The sequence below is a fragment of the Pseudanabaena mucicola FACHB-723 genome, from assembly GCF_014696385.1.
Taxonomy (GTDB): domain Bacteria; phylum Cyanobacteriota; class Cyanobacteriia; order Pseudanabaenales; family Pseudanabaenaceae; genus Pseudanabaena.
Map to the genome: position 1 here is coordinate 1 of NZ_JACJQB010000033.1, position 17,990 is coordinate 17,990.

Genomic DNA, 17,990 nt, shown 5'->3' on the forward strand with positions numbered 1-17,990 from the left:
CGATCGAGTGGCGGCGCAAAGCGCCGCCACTCGCCTCTTGGGTTTTATCCTAAGCAAAACTTACTTTGCTGTATAACCTAATTTGCTACCCATAGATTAAGGTATTGGTCAGCTAATCAAGGATAGGAAACAAAAATGCGGAACACAGATCTGCAATCATGGCTGGAACTAGCAAGACAAGAAACAGGAAAAGGAAAATTACCTAGCTACATTCCCCTCCTTGCCAAAGCAAATCCACGAGCCATTGCGATCGCAATTCAGCAAGTCAATGGTGACTACCTGAGCGCTGGCGATACAGAGCTAACCTTTCCGTTAATGAGTGTGGTGAAGCCATTTTTGCTGTTGTATCTGCTCGAAAAGCTGGGAGAAAAACAAGTTTTTGCCCTCGTCAATCGTCAAGCCACATCCCAGCCCTTCAATTCGATTCCCGATGGTAAACCCCATAACCCGATGATCAATGCGGGTGCGATCGCCATTGCCTCATTACTTGACTCCTGCGAAGCCTTGCAAAATTGGCTCAATCAGCAATCAGGCGCACAGTTAACCCTTGATTCAAAAATGCTAGCGTCAGTACGATCAATGCCTAATCGCCGCAATCTGGAGATCGCAGCGCAACTCCAATCCCTAGGCATAATGACCGATCCTGAGCAAGCGCTAGCAATTTACGAGGAAATTTGTTGCTTACGCGCAAATGTTCACGATCTCGCCAAAATGGGCAACTTATTAACCCAACAGTCACCATCTATTTCCATAGTCCTTGAAATCATGACTACTTGCGGCATGTACGAAGCCTCCGCCAACTTTGCCGACATGATTGGGTTGCCCTCCAAATCCAGCATTAGCGGTGCATTGTTATCCATAGTCCCTCATCAAATTGCGATCGCGTGCTATAGCCCTGTCCTAGATACAATTGGCAACTCTGTTGCGGGAGTTTTTTTACTTAAAAAGATCAAAGCATGGATAACAACTTAAGTTATATAGATGCCTCCATTTATATTGGGAAAGCGATTGGCGGCACAAAGCGCCGCCAATCGTCTAGTTACTTAACAGGGCTTCCACAAATTCATAGCTAGAAAATGGACGCAAATCTTCGATACCTTCGCCTGCACCGATAAAGCGGATTGGCAAACCTAGTTGTTGGACGACTGCGATCGCAACACCACCCTTGGCAGTACCATCAAGCTTGGTCAAAATCACTCCTGTAATGCCAGCAGATTTAGCAAATACTTCGGCTTGTTTGAGTCCATTTTGTCCAAGGGTCGAGTCAAGAACTAATAAAGATTCAATCTTGGCATCGGCGGATTTTTTATCAACAATGCGACGGATTTTGCTAAGTTCTTCCATCAGATTTTTTTTGTTTTGTAATCGTCCTGCGGTATCAACTAGTAATAGTTCTGTACCTCTAGCTTGGGCTGCACTGATCGCGTCAAATACTACCGCCGCAGGATCAGCATTTTGGGCAGGGTTACAGATTACCTCGACATTCGATCGCAATCCCCAACTCTTGACCTGTTCAACGGCAGCAGCGCGGAAGGTATCGGCAGCCGCAATGAGAGTTTTGTAGCCAGACTTGACACTGAGATGCGAAAGTTTACCGATCGTGGTGGTTTTACCTGCACCATTGACACCCGTGATTAACCAAATATTGAGTTGATTCTTTTCGGGAATGAGCATTGGAATTGGCTCACCCTGATTCTTTCCACTTTGGGCATTGACATCAAGCATTTCCCGTAAAATTTGCTTGAGATAGGCGATCGCTTCTTCAGGGGGTAAAACTTCTTTACGAAGTTTGTCTTGTAATTTAGAAATAATCTGATCGGTTGCCTTGACCCCAACATCTGCCTGTAAGAGCAATGCTTCAATATCATCAACGGAGTCGGCACTGAGGGGTCCTTGACCAACAATTGCTTTCAGTTGATTGACCAAAGACAGTCGCGTTTTATCTAGACCTTGACGGAGACGATTTAACCATGTAATTTCTTCAACGGAAATTTCTTCGGGGCGACGACCCTGTGCGGAGAGAACTTCGGCCGACCAAATAAAATCATCATCAAACTTAATCGTGGCTTTGCGGCGAGGTGCAGGTTTGACCTCTGGCTCAGGTTCTAAGATTGCCGTTGCCTCAAGGGCAGCAATCCTTGCCATGCGATCGCTTTCGGACTGCATCCAGAATGGTACAGATGCAGATTCCTCTGCTGGAGTAACAGTTTCGAGAGGAGCATCTTCGAGGTTGCTAGAATTTGCGATCGCAGATTCAGTTAGTTCAGCATTCTCAGTAGTTTCTGATTCTGGCGCAATTATTGCAGTTTCAGTAGCTTCTGGTTGCGTAATTTCTAATTCTGGCTGTACTTCTGGCGTTAATTCTAGGGCAGTGGCACTTATATCTACCGTTTGATCTATATCTATAGTTTGAAACTCAGGTTCAATACTTTCAGAATCCTCTGCTTCCTTTCTTTCAGCAACTTCTGCTTGCTGTTGCACATTGGCGTAGGCAGCTTTAGCCCAGTTTAGTAAATCTTGAGAAGCAGGGGACGCTGTGGGGATATCTTCTGTGACTGGTGCAGATTCATTACTGGCTTCTTCTGTTTTCTCTGGCTCTACAGGCTCATTCACAGAATTCTTATCATCATCAAACTTTCGGCGGAACCAGTTAAACACCATGCTAATACCCTCAAGCAATGCCTCAATCTACACACAATTCAAGATTTTGAATTTGCGCTCAGTCTACTAAGATAGTTTACGGTGTATGGGGGATGAGCAAGAAATCAGATCTAGACGGTTTTCCGAAATATATAGAAAAAGGAGGCATGTAATACATGCCTCCTTTTTCTATGGGTACAGCCTCAAGTTTTAGGCTAGCTGCTTATTTATTTCTTCTTAATGTCTTTAGCCATATTTAAGAAGATATCCATGCTGGAATCAACACGAGAATTGATCTGTCTAGGCTCAAACGTTGGTTGAGAAATCACCTCAGAGGATTGAGACATTTTTGTTTCTGATTCAGAGCCTTCTACCTTTTCCGTAGCCGAAATTACTTCCACAATCTCAGCACCCTTAACACCTCTAATGGTAGGGAACGTTTTTTTTACGGCCTTGGGTGTCCGCATGTAATCAATATTGCCAAAGGTCTTTGCCGAGTCTTGATCGAGAAAATACGCGGATTCGTTATTTTCTGCGTCATCTTTTTTATCTTTTTTACCAAATAGTCCAAAAAGTGCCATGGAGTTATCCCGTTTTGTCTAAATTTTTTAGTGAATTTGTTTTTATATTGCAATATGTAACATTTTAGCAACACGCAGCACTTTCCAGAGACTCTAATCTATCAATTTTGCGATCGCATCGCAAAAATTGAAATTTCCAAAAAAAGAGGTGTCACTTATGTGACACCTCTTTTTTTGGAAAACTATTAGAAATTATTGATATTACAACCTGTAATTAGCGTTGTTAATGCGTTCACGCCCCATCGACTCATCAGGCTTCTTCAAGGTGAACTTGTCAGCATTTGCTTTGATCAATTCCTTTTGAGATTCATTTAAGCCAGCAATATTTAGAACTTCATCTAGTGAATTGTAAGGAGCATTTTCAATAATGATCCGACCTAATGTAGGGTACATGCCACGGACTTGACGAAAAGTATTGATATTGGCGTTATTTAGGTCAATCTTGCTAAGGTCTTGAGTATAGAAATTAGTTTCAGGTAATTCTTCGGCAAATGCAGCGTTACTGCCAAAAGAACCTAAAAAGCCAGTTGTCCAAATTGACGCGATCGCCACTAATAAAACAGAAAAGCGTATAAGTGCTTTCATGCCTAAAGTCTCTCTATTAAAAAAATAATTTATTCACTTTTGAGATTAGCAGAAAATTGGAAACCCAAAACCTTACAGCGCCCAAATCCAGAATATGTGAATAATTATCTCAATTCATTAACATATCTTTACAATTTTTCAATGAGTTAGCAAATCCATAGAATCATCTTAATAGCTTTCATAGTAACGATCCCAGCGATTATCTGCGAATTTAGAGCGCTCGACTAGGTTTAAGTAACTATAAACAACTACAGAGTCTGCAAGGGAGCGTAGGTACAATGACTGTCTAGAAAATGGGTTAGGTAATTACAACGGTTACTTTTGAATATGTTAAGTCTCGAAAACTTTCCTTGGCTCACGTTTATCATCGCCTTTCCCATAGTTATGTCCCTAGTGGTTGCCTTTGTCCCAGACAAGGGTGATGGCAAGAACATTCGCTGGTTCGCGCTGGTAGTGGGACTAATCGACTTTGCGGCGATTGCCTATGCTTTTTGCAACAAATATGACTACAGCAACCCCGGACTTCAACTCGTGGAGCGATATGAATGGGTTCCGCAGCTAGGTCTAAATTGGTCTGTGGGCGTTGATGGACTCTCGATGCCTTTGGTCTTGCTGACTGGATTTATCACCACATTAGCAACCTTGGCAGCTTGGCCCGTTACGCTGAAGCCACGCTTATTTTATTTCTTGTTGCTATCAATGTACGGCGCACAAATTGCTGTTTTTGCCGTACAAGATATGCTGCTATTTTTCCTCACATGGGAATTAGAGCTAATTCCCGTCTATCTACTGCTATCAATTTGGGGTGGATACAAGCGTCTCTATGCCGCAACAAAATTTATTCTCTACACGGCGATCGGCTCATTGTTTATCCTTGTTGCTGGTCTCGCCATGGCATTTTATGGTGATACCGTCACCTTCGATATGACGGCGCTCGCCAACAAAAACTACCCACTCACTTTTCAACTGCTCGCCTACGGTGCATTCTTGATCTCCTATGGGGTCAAGTTGCCGATCTTCCCATTGCACACATGGCTGCCTGATGCCCATGGGGAAGCGACTGCACCAGTCCACATGCTCCTTGCAGGCATTTTGTTAAAAATGGGTGGTTATGCCCTGATGCGGATGAATGCAGGGATGTTGCCCGATGCCCATGCTTACTTTGCCCCTGTATTAGTAATTCTGGGGATTGTGAATATTATTTATGCGGCGCTCACTTCCTTTGCTCAACGTAGTTTAAAACGTAAAATTGCCTATTCGTCGATCTCCCACATGGGATTTGTGCTGATTGGCTTAGCTTCGTTTACCGATCTCGGCACAAGCGGCGCGATGTTGCAAATGATTTCCCATGGACTGATCGGGGCAAGCTTATTCTTCCTTGTCGGCGCAACTTACGATCGCACTCATACTTTAATTCTTGATGAGATGGGCGGTGTTGGTCAAAAGATGCCGAAAATCTTTGCGATGTTTACCACCTGTTCACTTGCCTCATTAGCTTTACCTGGCATGAGCGGATTTGTTGCCGAGGTAATGATTTTTGTCGGCTTTGCGACCAGTGATGCCTACAGCGGCACATTCAAAGTGATTGCCCTATTGCTGATGGCAGTTGGGGTGATTTTGACTCCCGTCTATCTACTCTCGATGTTGCGGGAAATCTTCTATGGTGAGGAAAATAAAACTTTGACTTCCCACGAAGAGTTAGTCGATGCTGAACCTCGTGAAGTATTTATTATTGCTTGCCTGTTGATTCCGATCATCGGAATTGGTTTTTATCCCAAAGTGGTTACGCAAATCTATGATGCGACTACAACCAAGCTAGCAGGGACTTTGCGCGATGCTGTACCAGCCTTAGCTAATAAGCGTGATAACAATCGCTTGGCTAGTTTGCAGGCTCAAGCTGCTCCAAGTTTGCTGAAGTAAGTTCACAAACTCAAACCAAAGTCTTGAATAGATCACAAAAAAGCCGTGCTAAGCACGGCTTTTTTGTGATCTATTCGGAGCTATTGCAAAAATGTAAATCTGCCGCTGTTACCATCAGCATCCATTTTGATTTGAGCAACAAAAAATTGCTTTTGATCAATTTCGCCTTCGGGGGTGAAAGAAATTTCACCGATTGGGGTGATGTATTTACCAGTAAGCAAAGTGTTATTGAGCTGAGTCCGCAGATCTGGCAGCGCTAAGGTATTGAGTTTCGTGGTTTTGTCGAGAGTGCGAAGGGCTTCGACAAATACCTGTACGCCTGTAAACGCTTGAGCGCTAAACTGAGGTGGTTCTTTTTTATTCTGCTCTTTATAGAGTTTACGAAAATCATTGTTGATGGGATTATCTAACTCAGGGCTATAGGCTTGGGCGATAATAATGCCATCACATAGCGCTTTGCATACAGGCAAAAGATTGGAAGTGTTTAAACCATTGCCACCAATAATTAAGCCTTTGTAACCAAGTTCACGCAATTGTTTGACGAGGTTACCACCATCCGATGATAGACCAGAGATGATCACCAAATCAGGTTTAACGTTAATCGCATTGGTGACTTGCGATTGAAAGTCAGTATCGGTGGTTTGAAAAGTCTGGACAGTAGCAATGTCTAAACCTTTTTGCTTAACTGTTTCTTGGAAAGTGCCTGTCTCTGACTTATTAAAAGCATCATTTTGGGCATAGAAGACAGCAACTTTTTTAATCTGGGGATTAATTTTGAGGGCGGCATCGATCGCATTGGGGGCAACCACAGCCACTGGAGCCGATACCCGCGAAATATATTTACCAATTTGGGGAATCCCCTTAGCTGTATTTGAGGCGGCAATGACAGGAACACCAGCGCGTTCGGCGATTGGGTCAGCACCAAAGGCTTGTTGCGAAAGTGTGGGGCCAACGATACCAACTACTTTGTCTTGAGAAATTAGCGTATTAAAAGCATTAATTGCCCCTTGTTCATCACCTGCGGTGTCTTGGAAGACTAACCGAATTGGTGTGCCATTAATGCCACCTTGTTTGTTGAAATATTCTTCAGCAATTTTTGCACCTGCCACACCTTCTTGTCCGAGTAAAGCGACGTTACTAGTTTGGGCGAAGGCAATACCAATGGGAATGTTAGTTAAGTTGCCTGTACTAGCTGTAGGATCTCCATTGGTAGGAGCAGTGCTGCTAGTTTGACCACAGGCAACTGCCAAAAAGCACGACATCAAAGCTGCGATCGCAAAACCAAAAAGTTTTTTCATAGAAGCCTTTTCATGAATATTTTTCATAAATATATAAAACTGAGGTTCTGGCAAATAGATTACCAAAATTGCGATCGCATAAAGTGATTTTGCTGATGGCGCTTTTACTGATGCTGAAACACTTACATACTCTTTTGACGCAATAGCTCCACTTCTTCAGGAGTGAGAGACCAACCTAATGCCCCAGCATTTTGCCTTGCTTGATCGGCATTTTTTGCCCCTGGAATCGGAATCACATTGCCCTGACAAATTAACCAATTTAGGGAAACCTGTGCGGGTGTTTTGTCATACTTAGCAGCAATTTCTTTGAGTGCTGCAAATAGAGGTTCACGCTTTTGTAAACCCTTAGGACTAAAACGCGGATCAATTCGTCTAGCTCCCTGCAAATTTTTCACCGTTTGATCGGTATATTTACCTGTCAATAGTCCTTGAGCAAGGGGACTATAGGCAAGAATCGTTACACCCAGTTGTCGGGCTTTTGCCATCGTTCCATTCTGTTCAATTTGTCTAGTTAATAGAGAATAGGGAACTTGATTTACAGCGAGCGGAATCCCCTTTGCAGCCAAATATTCATGGGCTTCCGTCATTTGATGTGCAGAATAGTTACTTACGCCCACCGCTTGAATTCTCCCTTTTTTAACCTCATCAGCAAGAACTTCCATAAAATCTTTAGTCTTGAGCAAAAATTCAAGGGGCCAATGAATTTGATAAAGGCTAATTTGGGAAGTTTGCAGTCGCTCTAGACTCGCGGTTAAGGCTTCAGTAATAGCCTCCCGATTCCAACGCCAAGGAACAGGAAAATACTTAGTCGCAATCTGCACAGGTTGGGAAGTTTGCCGACAAAATTTGCCAATCAAACGTTCAGATTCCCCTAATCCGTAGATCTCAGCCGTATCGAAAAAAGTCACCCCTGCCTCAACAGAAGCCTGAAATGCACCCGCCACATCCTCTGAGCCAAAGTCTTTGCCATAAGCCCAAAATAAGGTATCTCCCCATGACCATGTACCGACACCAAGAGCAGTTACAGTAGCGCCAGAAGAGCCAAGTTGAATAGTTTGCATAGGTATTTGGTCGAAGGTTTCTCGCTGATTATAACAACTAGAAATTTATGCAAAAGCGTTTATGACTTACCTTGGAAGGGAAATCAGATGATCAAACCATTTTTCTAGGCGATCGCCCCATACTTCTAGGGAATATTCTGATTCAACCTGTTGACGACAGGTTAAACGATCAATTTGATCTAATTGTAAAATTGCTTTTTTCAAGCCTGACACATTTCCCATTTCCACTAAAAATCCTGTCTTACCATGGCGAATGATTTCCTTTAGTCCACCAGAACTATAGGAAATCACAGGCACACCACAGGCAAATGCCTCAATCGCCGCATTGCCAAAGGCTTCAACCCATCGTGGAGTCATCAATAAAGCGCTAGATTGTCCTAATTTTTGTTGGAGTTGGTCAGTAGATAGAAATCCTTGATAGTGAATCTCAGCTTTTGAGAAATCATGGTGAATCTGTTGCCAATAGTCTTGATCTTGAATTAATCCAAATACTTGCAAAGGTATTCCTGTGCTTTGGGCGGCTTCAACGGCATCTTCTAATCCCTTTTCAGGGGAAATGCGCCCGACCCATGCAAGGCTCGGCTGGGTTGGTTTCTCGACAAAGTGATACTGAGTTAGATCAATACCTTTGCCCATAATCATCAGGCGATCGCCTGCACTAAAGGTATCGGCACAGGCGCGAGTATTTACTGCGATCGCAGATGGGAAAAGTTGTGATATTTTCGTCACCATCGCATCCATTACGGGCGAGAGGGAAGACATGCTGATCCAATGGGCAACTGGTCGATGAAAAAATGGCGTGAGATAGAGCGGTAGCCAATCGTAGGCAAAGTTGAAGATTAAATCAAATTGATCTTCAACTTCTCTAGCGTAGCTCCACATATTTTCTAGTACCGAATTTTGGGGAAGTATGACCATATCTGCACCAACTTGAGTTTGGGCAGAGGTTTGCATATTTCCCGCAATTTGAGTCAACTTCGCAACATGAGTAACCGAACCTTCAGGAGCAACAATTTCGACTTCATGACCTTTGGCAATCAGCGCTTTAGCCGCATTTTGCAAAGTCAATTCCACCCCGCCACCAATGCCTGATCCTAAGGCTCCTACGGGCGTAGATAGAAATAGTAGTCGATAGTTTGTCTTACCCATAGCATCATCCAAAACGTTAAATATTTGCGATCGCAGAAAAGGTCGTGCCTAGCACGACCTTTTCTGTTACTTCATTCCCATTAATCCCTTAGTCAGTCGCTTAATGGCAGCACCCGCAACATCGCGATAGCGCATATCACCACAAAAGATTCTGCCCATCCGCCGACTGGCACTGGGACGCTTAACCCCCATTTTGTAACCAAAACTAGGAACACGATAAAAAATAGAGCCAATACGCTGCGCCCATGCCATATCTTCGCCCCATTCCTCTTGCACCTTAGCAGTATATTGCTTCAGCGCATCGGTATTGCCACCCAGAGCCTCATCAATCGCAATAGCTGACAGCATTCCTGTTAATAGGGAAGGACGAATCCCCTCTGCGGTAAAGGGATCGACGATACAGGCAGATTCTCCTGTCAGGAGAGCATTTTGGGTATGCAGTGGTTGGTTGCCATCCCAAATCGAGATGGGATGACCAAACTGTTTCATTGAGGTAATGTCTATCCCAAACTTTTGAGCATAGTTGGCAGTCAGTTCTTTGAGATTTTGCTTCTCACCACCTATAAATGTACCAGCCCCAATCGAGTAGCCGTCCGCCTTGGGAAAGTTCCAGATATAACCATTCTGAACTGACCCAAAATCAAAATGAATCATCTCCAGATTGGGATTGTCGGGATGAGGAGTTTCCACTTCCAGAGCTGCGCCCATACGCTTTTTACGTTCCTTAAACCCCAGCCATTTTGCCATAGAGCCTCTTGCTCCATCGGCAGCAACTAAATACTTTGCCTCAAAAACATCATGCTCGGTTTTGACTAACCAGCGATCGCTTTGCCATTCAATCCCCGTCACCCCAGTCTGGTCACGCAATTCTACACCTAATTTTTGCCCTTGCTGCACTAGATAATGATCAAAAACATTACGTCGCACCATCCATACGGGATCAAGATCCGTCAGTTCTACGACTTCAGGCTCACCCATTTGCCATGTATAGCAAATCTTATGAATTTTCAAGGAAATAGCAGGCGAAAAGTCAAAATCAAACCATTGTTGCACCATCGGCGAAACACCACCGCCACAGGGCTTATATCGAGGTAAGCTCTCTTTTTCAAGCAATAATACTGAGCGTCCACGTTTTGCCAAGTGATAGGATGCTGAGCCACCCGATGGACCTGCGCCCACAACAATACAGTCGTACATAAAAGCTGTTTTTGAGGTGAAAGTACAAGAATTGCCCCTAGATTTTACAGCCAAAGGTAGAGTAAATCGCGATCGCAATTAGCGTGATGAATTCATGACAAAAAAGCCCAAACCACACGATCAAAAAGTAAACTAAACTCTCAAACAACCTAGATTTTTTTGTATGAGCCAGTCAACAGCCCCTCAACCTTGGAGTCAGCGTTTCGAGACCGCGCTGCATCCTGCGATCGCCAGATTTAATGCCAGCATTAGTTTTGATATTAATTTGATTGAATATGACATCACAGGTTCGCAGGCACATTCACGAATGCTCGCTAAAGTCGGGATCATCAGTGCCGAAGAGGGGGAAATGCTGGTCAATGGATTAGAACAAGTCCGCCAAGAATATCGCGCTGGCAACTTTAACCCTGGGGTGGATGCCGAAGATGTCCACTTTGCGGTGGAGCGTCGTCTCACCGAGCTTATTGGCGATGTTGGCAAGAAGGTGCATACAGCGCGATCGCGCAATGACCAAGTGGCTACCGATGTACGCCTCTATCTGCGTGACCAGATCCGCAAAATCCAGACTGATATTAGAACTTGGCAGTCAGTCTTAGTCGCCAAAGCCGAACAGCATGTGGAAACCTTCATTCCCGGCTATACCCATCTACAACGCGCCCAGCCGATTAGCCTCGCCCATCATCTCTTGGCATATTTTGAGATGGCACAACGGGACTGGACTAGACTCGATGAAATTTATCAAAGGGTAAATGTCTGCCCACTCGGCTCTGGTGCTTTGGCAGGGACACCACACCCCATTGACCGCCACTATAGTGCTGAATTGTTAGACTTCGGATCGGTTGGGCGCAATAGCCTTGATGGGGTATCCGATCGCGATTTTGCGGTGGAGTTTCTCTGTGCAGCAAGTTTGATCATGGTGCATCTCAGCCGATTGTCTGAGGAAGTAATTTTATGGTCTTCACAGGAATTTAGTTTTGTCAAACTTAGCGATCGCATTAGCACTGGCTCTAGCATCATGCCCCAAAAGAAAAATCCCGATGTACCCGAATTGGTACGCGGTAAAACTGGGCGGGTGTTTGGGCATCTCCAAGGTTTGCTGACAATTATTAAGGGCTTGCCTCTGGCCTACAACAAAGATATGCAGGAGGACAAAGAGGGAATTTTTGATGCGGTGGTGACGGTGCGGGCTTGTTTAGAAGCGATGACAATCCTGATGGAAGAAGGAATCGAGTTTCAGCCTCAACGTTTAGCAGCAGCCGTCGCCGAAGACTTCTCGAATGCCACCGATGTCGCTGACTACCTTGCCGCTAAGGGCGTACCTTTCCGTGAGGCATATCAACTGGTGGGCAAGTTAGTTAAAACCTGCACCAGTGAAGGCATTTTGCTCAAGGATCTCTCGGTGGAGCGCTGGAAAACTTTTCACCCTCAGTTTGAAGCAGATATCGTTGCGGCGATCGCCCCTGCTCAGGTGGTAAAGGTACGCAATAGCTATGGCGGTACTGGTTTAGAACAGGTGAGGGTGCAGGTAGAAGCAGCCAAAAAACTGATCGGCTAGGAAAAGAGGGGCAAAGCTTTGCGCTGCCCCTCTTTTCATTTAGTGCTGTAAACAATCGATAAACTAGAGAGAGACAAAGATGTTGAGTATCAAAAAAATTCCATGAATATCCATCGCCTAGCCGTTTTAAGTGACAACTACGTTTTTGTACTGCATGATCCCATCAAAAATATTGCAGCAGTAGTTGATCCTGCTGTGGCTGAACCAGTCTTAGCCAAGTTAGATGAATTAGGCGCAACCCTAGTTGCTATTTTTAACACCCATCATCACGGTGATCATGTGGGCGGCAACTCAGCACTCATGAAAAAATTTCCCGATGCGATCGTCTATGGCGGTGAAAAAGACCATGATCGCATTCCTCATCAAACGGTTTTCTTAAAGGGTGGCGATCAAGTAACTTTTGGCGATCGCAATGCCAAGGTATTTTTTGTCCCCGGACATACCTATGCCCATATTGCCTATTATTTCCCTCCCGTTAATGATCAAGGTGGTGAATTATTTTGCGGAGACACCCTATTTGCAGGCGGCTGTGGCAGATTGTTTGAAGGCACTCCTGCTCAAATGCTGGCATCGCTCGATCAATTTCGTCAACTGCCCGATGATACCCGCGTCTGGTGCGCCCATGAATATACACTAGGCAATCTCAAATTTGCGATCGCAGTGGAATCTGATAATCCCGACCTGCAAGAACGTATGGTAACGGCGACGGTAATGCGCCAGAGAGGGGAGCCAACTGTACCAAGTACCATCGGCTTAGAAAAGCGCACCAATCCATTTATGCGTTGGGATGTACCTGCAATTCAACAAGCGGCGGGCATTGATATTCCCGATCGCGTATTTGCCAGAATTCGCGGACAAAAGGATAACTTTACAGGCTAATAACTTGCCCATAGCAAACCAGAATGTGAGTGGCGGCGCAAAGCGCCGCCACTCACATTCTGGTTTTTAATCTAGCTAAAGGGTAAATTCCCCGCCGCTCTGCGGCGTGAGTATATTCTGTCAAAAAAGAATTTAGATACCCCGTCCGCTTGCGGCGGGGTTATTCATTTTGTACTAGCTAAATTTTCTATAACAAAAAAGCACCCAATGGGTGCTTTTTTGTGTTTTTTATATTTTACTGGGGTGCAAGGATTCGAACCTCGGAATGGCTGGACCAAAACCAGCTGCCTTACCGCTTGGCGACACCCCAATGTAGTGTTAGCGCGTTTTGCAAATCTCTTTGTTTGCGCGGTACTTACTATAGCAAAGGTATATAGGGTTTTGTCAACCTGTTTTTCAAAAAAACTTTAAAACCCACCAACTAATTATCTAAAAGCACAGAATCCTTAGACAGTGCTATTTGGATCTTACAGAAACCTTCAATGTGGCTACAGAAATCTTGGATATGCTGATCTGCCCAAGCCTGTCCATTTCGCAATGGAGTATCAAAACCATTGGCAAACACATGAATAATTGGCTCACTGGCATCAGGAAGCACCAGCGCCCAATCGCGATCGCTATAAAAAACCTTGACTCCATCAATCATCTCTAGCCTTTCCCGACCATAGGACTCGACCAGATGGCGCATTAGCGTACCTTTAATACTCCAAGGACAGCGCACAATTTGTTTGCGAAAATGACAACGCGGCAAATGTAAACGTACCTGCGATAGCGATCGCTGTTGCAGGGTAATCCATTCCATAATTTTGGCAATGCTAAACATGGCATCAAACCCCGGATGCAGTTGCGGGAAGATAAAGCCCATTTCTGAAGAACCACCCAGCACCACACCGTCATTATCATGACAAGCTGCCATTAATGCGGTGGGGTTAGCACGGGTGCGGAGCACTCTACCGCCATGTTTTTCGGCAATAAGTTCGACCATGCCTGACGCAGAAACAGGCACAACCACAGTGCCGCCATGCTGTGATGACAACACCATTTCCACCATCAAACCCGTCAGGATTTCATCACGAATTGGTTTACCTAGCTCATCGATTAAGATAAATTTTTCGCCGTTGGCATAAACCTGCACGCCAAAATTTGCCCGCACTGCCTTGACCACATCGGTTAGTTGCGTGAGCATTTTTTCGCGATCCACTGGCGCGGGGGCAACTTCATTGAGACTGGCATTTAGCACCACCACATCGGTACTAAATTTGCCTAAAATCCTTGGTAATACTGCACCTGAGACAGCATAAACATAATCAATGACGATCTTTTTGCAATCACTAAATCTGATCGCTTCCACATCAAGATTTTTGGCAAAGCCGCTATTGTAATAATCTAAAACACGGGTGGGATAGCTAATTTCGCCAATTTCTTCAATACGGGCACGACGAAAATCTTCTTTAAAAAACGTCCCTTCAATTTTCTTTTCGGCGGCTTTGCCAATATTAATGCCATCAGAGTCAAGGAACTCAATCATCACACAGTCATTGCGATCGGGATGGACGCGCACATGAATACCTCCCACCACCCCAAGGCTGGGCGCAATAAATCGGGAAATCGGGATCGCCGTTGCCTCAAGGTTTTCAACATTAATCCCCACGGACATTAGTCCTGAAATTATCGATCGCGTTAACATACGACAAATCGTGCGTTGATCGCGAGACACCATCACATGGGAATTGGGACGCAGTGTCGCCCCATAGGCTGCTCCCAGTTTGACCGCAAATTCAGGAGTAATATCCACATTGGCTAAACCTGATACCCCATTTTGTCCGAATAAATTCCGTGATGCCATTGCCCCCCAGATCAAGTTGGTGGTCAGGGTTGCCCCTGACTCCACATGTTTACTTGGCCAAATTCGCACATTTGGAAATACCCTTGCTTCTTCCCCAATTACTGAGTTAGAGCCAACCACAGCACCCTCCATCACATGGGCGCGGCGACTAATTCTGACATTACGCGAGATCGTACAAGCCCATAGATGGCACTCTTCACTAATCATGGCGCTATTGTCGATAATCGGTCGCTGAAGATCACAGTCTGCACCAATCGTGACGCGATCACCGATGACTGTGCCTGCGGAAATTTTAGTGCGATCGCCAATTGAGCAATTACTGCCAATCAACACAGGTGGCTCAATCTGAACTGTTGGGGAAATGGCCGTATCCTTGCCAATCCATAGTCCTGTGCGGAGTTGTACATAGTCTAAATCCAGATGAACTCTGCCGCGTATCGCATCGTACTGCGCTTGGCGATAGGCATCTAAAGATCCAATATCACACCAATAGCCATCGGCAATATAGCCATACATTGGCACATTTTTGGCTAATAACATCGGAAATAGATCGTTAGAGAAATCACTAGGCTGATTTGCTGGCAAGAAATCTAGGACTTCTGGCTCCAAAATATAAATGCCTGTGTTGACTGTGTCTGAAAAAACTTCACTAGTCGATGGCTTTTCGAGAAATCTTCTAATGTGATCATTTTCATCGGTGATCACCACACCAAAAGCCATGGGGTCAGTAACTCGTCGCAAAATTAAGGTTGCCTTTGATTTTTTTTCACGATGAAATTTAATGGCTTTGGTGAGGTCAAAGTCGGTAATACTATCGCCACTAATTACCACAAAGGTACTATCTAAAAGACTGGAGACATTTTTGACACAGCCCGCTGTGCCTAATGGCTGATCTTCCTCCACCACATACATCATATTTACGCCAAAGTCGGAACCATCGCCAAAATGTTCGCGGATCACATCGGGCAAGTAGTGCAGGGTGGCAATTACTTCGCAAATGTTGTGCCGCTTTAATAAATTGAGAATATGCTCGGTAATGGGTCGATTTAGTACCGATACCATGGGTTTGGGCATATCACAGGTCAATGGGCGCAATCTTGTTCCCGAACCACCTGCCATCAATACTGCTCGCATAGATCCTCCAAACGACAATACGTAATAGGATTAGGCTCTAGTATCGTTTAAATTCGCGATAAAACAATGAAAATAAACCTTAATCCTGAAGTAACCCCTCAGTCAAAAATTATTGTGGCTTTGGATCTGCCCACAGCAGCAGAGGCGATCGCAATATGCGATCGCATTCCTGATGTTGAGTTCTGGAAGGTAGGGCTAGAGCTATTTATTGCCGACGGCAAGATAATTTTGCAGGAGTTGAAGGCTCGTAATAAAAAGGTTTTTTTAGATTTAAAACTCCACGATATCCCCAATACGGTTGCCTCAGCCTGTCGAGTTGCCACTAAATATGGTGCAGATTTCCTCACAATTCACGCATCGGGTGGCAAGGCGATGATGCAAGCTGCCCAAGCGGAGGTGCAGGACTCCAATACGCAATTGTTAGCCGTATCGCTGCTAACCAGTACCTCGGCAAGGGAATTAGCTTCTGATTTGCAAGTACCTTTAGAAGTTTCAGACTATGTATCCCATTTGGTCAAACTAGCGAGAGATAGTGGGCTTACAGGTATAGTTTGCTCACCCCATGAAGTGGCAAATTTGCGATCGCAAGTCAAATCAATCAATGGCGATGATTTATGCTTTGTGACTCCCGGAGTACGTCCCGCAGGTACAGCCCATGGAGATCAAAGTCGCGTGATGACACCTAAAGATGCGATTGCCGCAGGCACAAATTATTTAGTCATCGGTAGACCGATTACGGCTGCACCTGATCCTGTCATGGCTTGGGAAAACATTTGTCAAGAATTGAGCTAAGTCAAAAGAGTCGCAACGCGACTCTTTTGACTTAAAGGACATGTTGTTGTAATTCATCGAGAGATACAACTTTTAAAGCAGCTTCATGGGTGGCGGAGAGATCTACGGGTGGCGCGACACCTGCATCGAGAGCTTCTTTCCAACGCGAGGCACAAAGACACCAGCGATCGCCTGCTTTCAAACCAGCAAAGTTATACATTGGCATCGGCGTTTGTAAGTCATTACCCTGCGCTTTGGTAAAAGCCAAAAACTCATCGGTGACTGCGGCACAGATGACATGGACACCCAAATCACGATCGCCTGTCTGACAAAATCCATCCCGATAAAACCCTGTTACTGGCGATGAACAGCAAAGCGCGAGTTTTTCGCCCAAGACATTTTTTACTTCTGCCATAATTTACATCCTTTAAGCCAAAGAGTCGCCAAGCGACTCTTTTAATTCTTTTAGTTATTTAGCAATAATTTTGTAATATTCCGATTCCGATACTAGATCTAAATTTGTTTCTACCCGATCCAAAAAGACCTTACCTTCCAAATGGTCATACTCATGCTGGAAAATCCTTGCAACGAAGTCAGTTAATTTTGCTATTTGCTGATTGCCTTGGCAATCGATATACGCTACTTCAACTTCACGATAGCGTGGTACCAGTCCGCGAATCATCGGCACAGATAGACAACCTTCCCACCCCTTTTCCATCTGATCGGAATGGGAAATAATTTTGGGGTTAATCATGGCTGTCGGCTCCATTGCTGGCGCATCGGGATAGCGATCATTAGGATTAGACGCAATGATCAATAATTGTAGAGACTGCCCAATCTGGGGAGCTGCCAAACCCACACCTCGGCTTTCCTTGAGCGTAATCAACATTTGATCGATCAATTGCTGAATTTTGCGATCGCAAACATCAGTAATCGGCTGAGCGATTTCCCTTAACTGAGGGTTGCCAAGCTTGCACACGCTTAATGTTTGGGGCTTACGAAATAAACTGATAAATTGTGACAATATTTGGTTAAGCGCTCGAAAAAGCATGAATTCATAACCTGAACGTATATTTTGATGATAGGCTGCAAGGACATCTAGGCTTTAGGATTGGCTTCATATGCCAAAATATCAATGAGTGCATCAGCCTCAGCCACGGCTAGACGCGCTTTTTGGTACTCATCTTCAAACTTAATATCGGCGGTAGTCAAACTCTGCATGATCATAATCGCAAAATATTCCCGTTTAGTCATGCCTTCGACCAAGCTATCGGTATCGCGGTTATAACTAACAGGAAAGGCACTATCACTACGTCTAGTGGACATATATTGTTTTCCTAACAAAATATCAAGGCATATTTTAGCATCAACAAA

Annotated in this window: 16 protein-coding genes and 1 tRNA gene; 5 read left to right on the plus strand and 12 right to left on the minus strand. The window is 44.7% G+C overall.

All coding sequences use genetic code 11. The features are described from left to right. The first annotated feature begins 135 nt into the window (after positions 1-135). The gene (locus H6F41_RS13945) at positions 136-972 is read left to right on the plus strand and encodes a glutaminase (RefSeq protein WP_190404082.1); all 837 of its coding nucleotides are present in this window, start codon (positions 136-138) and stop codon (positions 970-972) included. A 63-nt stretch (positions 973-1,035) separates the two neighbouring features. On the opposite strand, the gene ftsY is transcribed toward H6F41_RS13945, so the two are convergent. From ftsY to psbU, 3 genes are all read right to left on the minus strand, one after another. After that, positions 1,036-2,661: a signal recognition particle-docking protein FtsY gene (gene ftsY, locus H6F41_RS13950; RefSeq protein ID WP_190404083.1), complete on the minus strand. Its 1,626-nt coding sequence runs from the start codon at positions 2,659-2,661 to the stop codon at positions 1,036-1,038. A 206-nt stretch (positions 2,662-2,867) separates the two neighbouring features. Then, positions 2,868-3,221: a hypothetical protein gene (locus tag H6F41_RS13955; protein ID WP_190404084.1), complete on the minus strand. Its 354-nt coding sequence runs from the start codon at positions 3,219-3,221 to the stop codon at positions 2,868-2,870. A 201-nt stretch (positions 3,222-3,422) separates the two neighbouring features. Next, entirely contained in the window at positions 3,423-3,806 is a 384-nt protein-coding gene (gene psbU / locus H6F41_RS13960; protein WP_190404085.1) for a photosystem II complex extrinsic protein PsbU, read from the minus strand. Positions 3,807-4,133: 327 nt separating this feature from the next. On the opposite strand from psbU, the gene H6F41_RS13965 reads away from it, so the two are divergent. Next, entirely contained in the window at positions 4,134-5,726 is a 1,593-nt protein-coding gene (locus tag H6F41_RS13965) for an NAD(P)H-quinone oxidoreductase subunit 4 (RefSeq protein ID WP_190404086.1), read from the plus strand. Positions 5,727-5,806: 80 nt separating this feature from the next. Here the strand turns inward: H6F41_RS13965 and H6F41_RS13970 are convergent, their stop codons facing one another. The 4 genes from H6F41_RS13970 to H6F41_RS13985 form a co-directional block, all read right to left on the minus strand. Next, a complete protein-coding gene (locus H6F41_RS13970) occupies positions 5,807-7,024 on the minus strand; it encodes an ABC transporter substrate-binding protein (protein ID WP_190404087.1) in 1,218 nt (405 codons plus the stop codon). A gap of 122 nt (positions 7,025-7,146) precedes the next feature. Beyond that, entirely contained in the window at positions 7,147-8,085 is a 939-nt protein-coding gene (locus tag H6F41_RS13975; RefSeq protein ID WP_190404088.1) for an aldo/keto reductase, read from the minus strand. A 66-nt stretch (positions 8,086-8,151) separates the two neighbouring features. Continuing rightward, a complete protein-coding gene (locus H6F41_RS13980; RefSeq protein ID WP_190404089.1) occupies positions 8,152-9,234 on the minus strand; it encodes a glycosyltransferase family 4 protein in 1,083 nt (360 codons plus the stop codon). Positions 9,235-9,300: 66 nt separating this feature from the next. Further along, the gene (locus H6F41_RS13985; protein WP_190404090.1) at positions 9,301-10,431 is read right to left on the minus strand and encodes a geranylgeranyl reductase family protein; all 1,131 of its coding nucleotides are present in this window, start codon (positions 10,429-10,431) and stop codon (positions 9,301-9,303) included. 163 nt (positions 10,432-10,594) lie between these two features. On the opposite strand from H6F41_RS13985, the gene argH reads away from it, so the two are divergent. Together argH and gloB are read left to right on the plus strand one after the other, a co-directional pair. After that, positions 10,595-11,986, plus strand: a complete 1,392-nt coding sequence (gene argH, locus H6F41_RS13990) for an argininosuccinate lyase (protein ID WP_190404091.1) — start codon at positions 10,595-10,597, stop codon at positions 11,984-11,986. 102 nt (positions 11,987-12,088) lie between these two features. Then, positions 12,089-12,865 carry a hydroxyacylglutathione hydrolase gene (gene gloB / locus H6F41_RS13995; protein WP_190404092.1) on the plus strand — a complete coding sequence of 259 codons (777 nt, stop codon included), beginning with the start codon at positions 12,089-12,091 and terminating at the stop codon, positions 12,863-12,865. A gap of 238 nt (positions 12,866-13,103) precedes the next feature. Here the strand turns inward: gloB and H6F41_RS14000 are convergent. Next, a tRNA-Gln gene (locus tag H6F41_RS14000) sits at positions 13,104-13,175 on the minus strand. A 111-nt stretch (positions 13,176-13,286) separates the two neighbouring features. Further along, positions 13,287-15,845: a mannose-1-phosphate guanyltransferase gene (locus H6F41_RS14005; protein ID WP_190404093.1), complete on the minus strand. Its 2,559-nt coding sequence runs from the start codon at positions 15,843-15,845 to the stop codon at positions 13,287-13,289. Between the two features lie 66 nt (positions 15,846-15,911). Between H6F41_RS14005 and pyrF the strand changes: the two genes are divergently transcribed. Beyond that, positions 15,912-16,637, plus strand: coding sequence for an orotidine-5'-phosphate decarboxylase (pyrF, locus tag H6F41_RS14010; protein WP_190404094.1), 726 nt, complete (start codon positions 15,912-15,914; stop codon positions 16,635-16,637). Between the two features lie 31 nt (positions 16,638-16,668). On the opposite strand, the gene H6F41_RS14015 is transcribed toward pyrF, so the two are convergent. From H6F41_RS14015 to H6F41_RS14025, 3 genes are read right to left on the minus strand one after another with little or no spacing between them, the layout of a single operon-like run. Further along, entirely contained in the window at positions 16,669-17,031 is a 363-nt protein-coding gene (locus H6F41_RS14015; protein ID WP_190404095.1) for a DUF2237 family protein, read from the minus strand. Between the two features lie 54 nt (positions 17,032-17,085). After that, positions 17,086-17,667, minus strand: a complete 582-nt coding sequence (gene def / locus H6F41_RS14020; RefSeq protein ID WP_190404096.1) for a peptide deformylase — start codon at positions 17,665-17,667, stop codon at positions 17,086-17,088. A 47-nt stretch (positions 17,668-17,714) separates the two neighbouring features. After that, positions 17,715-17,942: a hypothetical protein gene (locus tag H6F41_RS14025; protein WP_190404097.1), complete on the minus strand. Its 228-nt coding sequence runs from the start codon at positions 17,940-17,942 to the stop codon at positions 17,715-17,717. Between the last annotated feature and the right edge of the window lie 48 nt (positions 17,943-17,990).

Coding starts and splice junctions, on each gene's coding strand:
- H6F41_RS14025 (WP_190404097.1), bottom strand. CDS start 17,942: ATGTCCACTAGACGTAGTGATAGTGCCTTTCCTGTTAGTTATAACCGC.
- H6F41_RS13970 (WP_190404087.1), bottom strand. CDS start 7,024: ATGAAAAAACTTTTTGGTTTTGCGATCGCAGCTTTGATGTCGTGCTTT.
- ftsY (WP_190404083.1), bottom strand. CDS start 2,661: ATGGTGTTTAACTGGTTCCGCCGAAAGTTTGATGATGATAAGAATTCT.
- H6F41_RS13955 (WP_190404084.1), bottom strand. CDS start 3,221: ATGGCACTTTTTGGACTATTTGGTAAAAAAGATAAAAAAGATGACGCA.
- def (WP_190404096.1), bottom strand. CDS start 17,667: ATGCTTTTTCGAGCGCTTAACCAAATATTGTCACAATTTATCAGTTTA.
- pyrF (WP_190404094.1), top strand. CDS start 15,912: ATGAAAATAAACCTTAATCCTGAAGTAACCCCTCAGTCAAAAATTATT.
- H6F41_RS14015 (WP_190404095.1), bottom strand. CDS start 17,031: ATGGCAGAAGTAAAAAATGTCTTGGGCGAAAAACTCGCGCTTTGCTGT.
- H6F41_RS13985 (WP_190404090.1), bottom strand. CDS start 10,431: ATGTACGACTGTATTGTTGTGGGCGCAGGTCCATCGGGTGGCTCAGCA.
- H6F41_RS13980 (WP_190404089.1), bottom strand. CDS start 9,234: ATGGGTAAGACAAACTATCGACTACTATTTCTATCTACGCCCGTAGGA.
- psbU (WP_190404085.1), bottom strand. CDS start 3,806: ATGAAAGCACTTATACGCTTTTCTGTTTTATTAGTGGCGATCGCGTCA.
- H6F41_RS14005 (WP_190404093.1), bottom strand. CDS start 15,845: ATGCGAGCAGTATTGATGGCAGGTGGTTCGGGAACAAGATTGCGCCCA.
- gloB (WP_190404092.1), top strand. CDS start 12,089: ATGAATATCCATCGCCTAGCCGTTTTAAGTGACAACTACGTTTTTGTA.
- argH (WP_190404091.1), top strand. CDS start 10,595: ATGAGCCAGTCAACAGCCCCTCAACCTTGGAGTCAGCGTTTCGAGACC.
- H6F41_RS13975 (WP_190404088.1), bottom strand. CDS start 8,085: ATGCAAACTATTCAACTTGGCTCTTCTGGCGCTACTGTAACTGCTCTT.
- H6F41_RS13965 (WP_190404086.1), top strand. CDS start 4,134: ATGTTAAGTCTCGAAAACTTTCCTTGGCTCACGTTTATCATCGCCTTT.
- H6F41_RS13945 (WP_190404082.1), top strand. CDS start 136: ATGCGGAACACAGATCTGCAATCATGGCTGGAACTAGCAAGACAAGAA.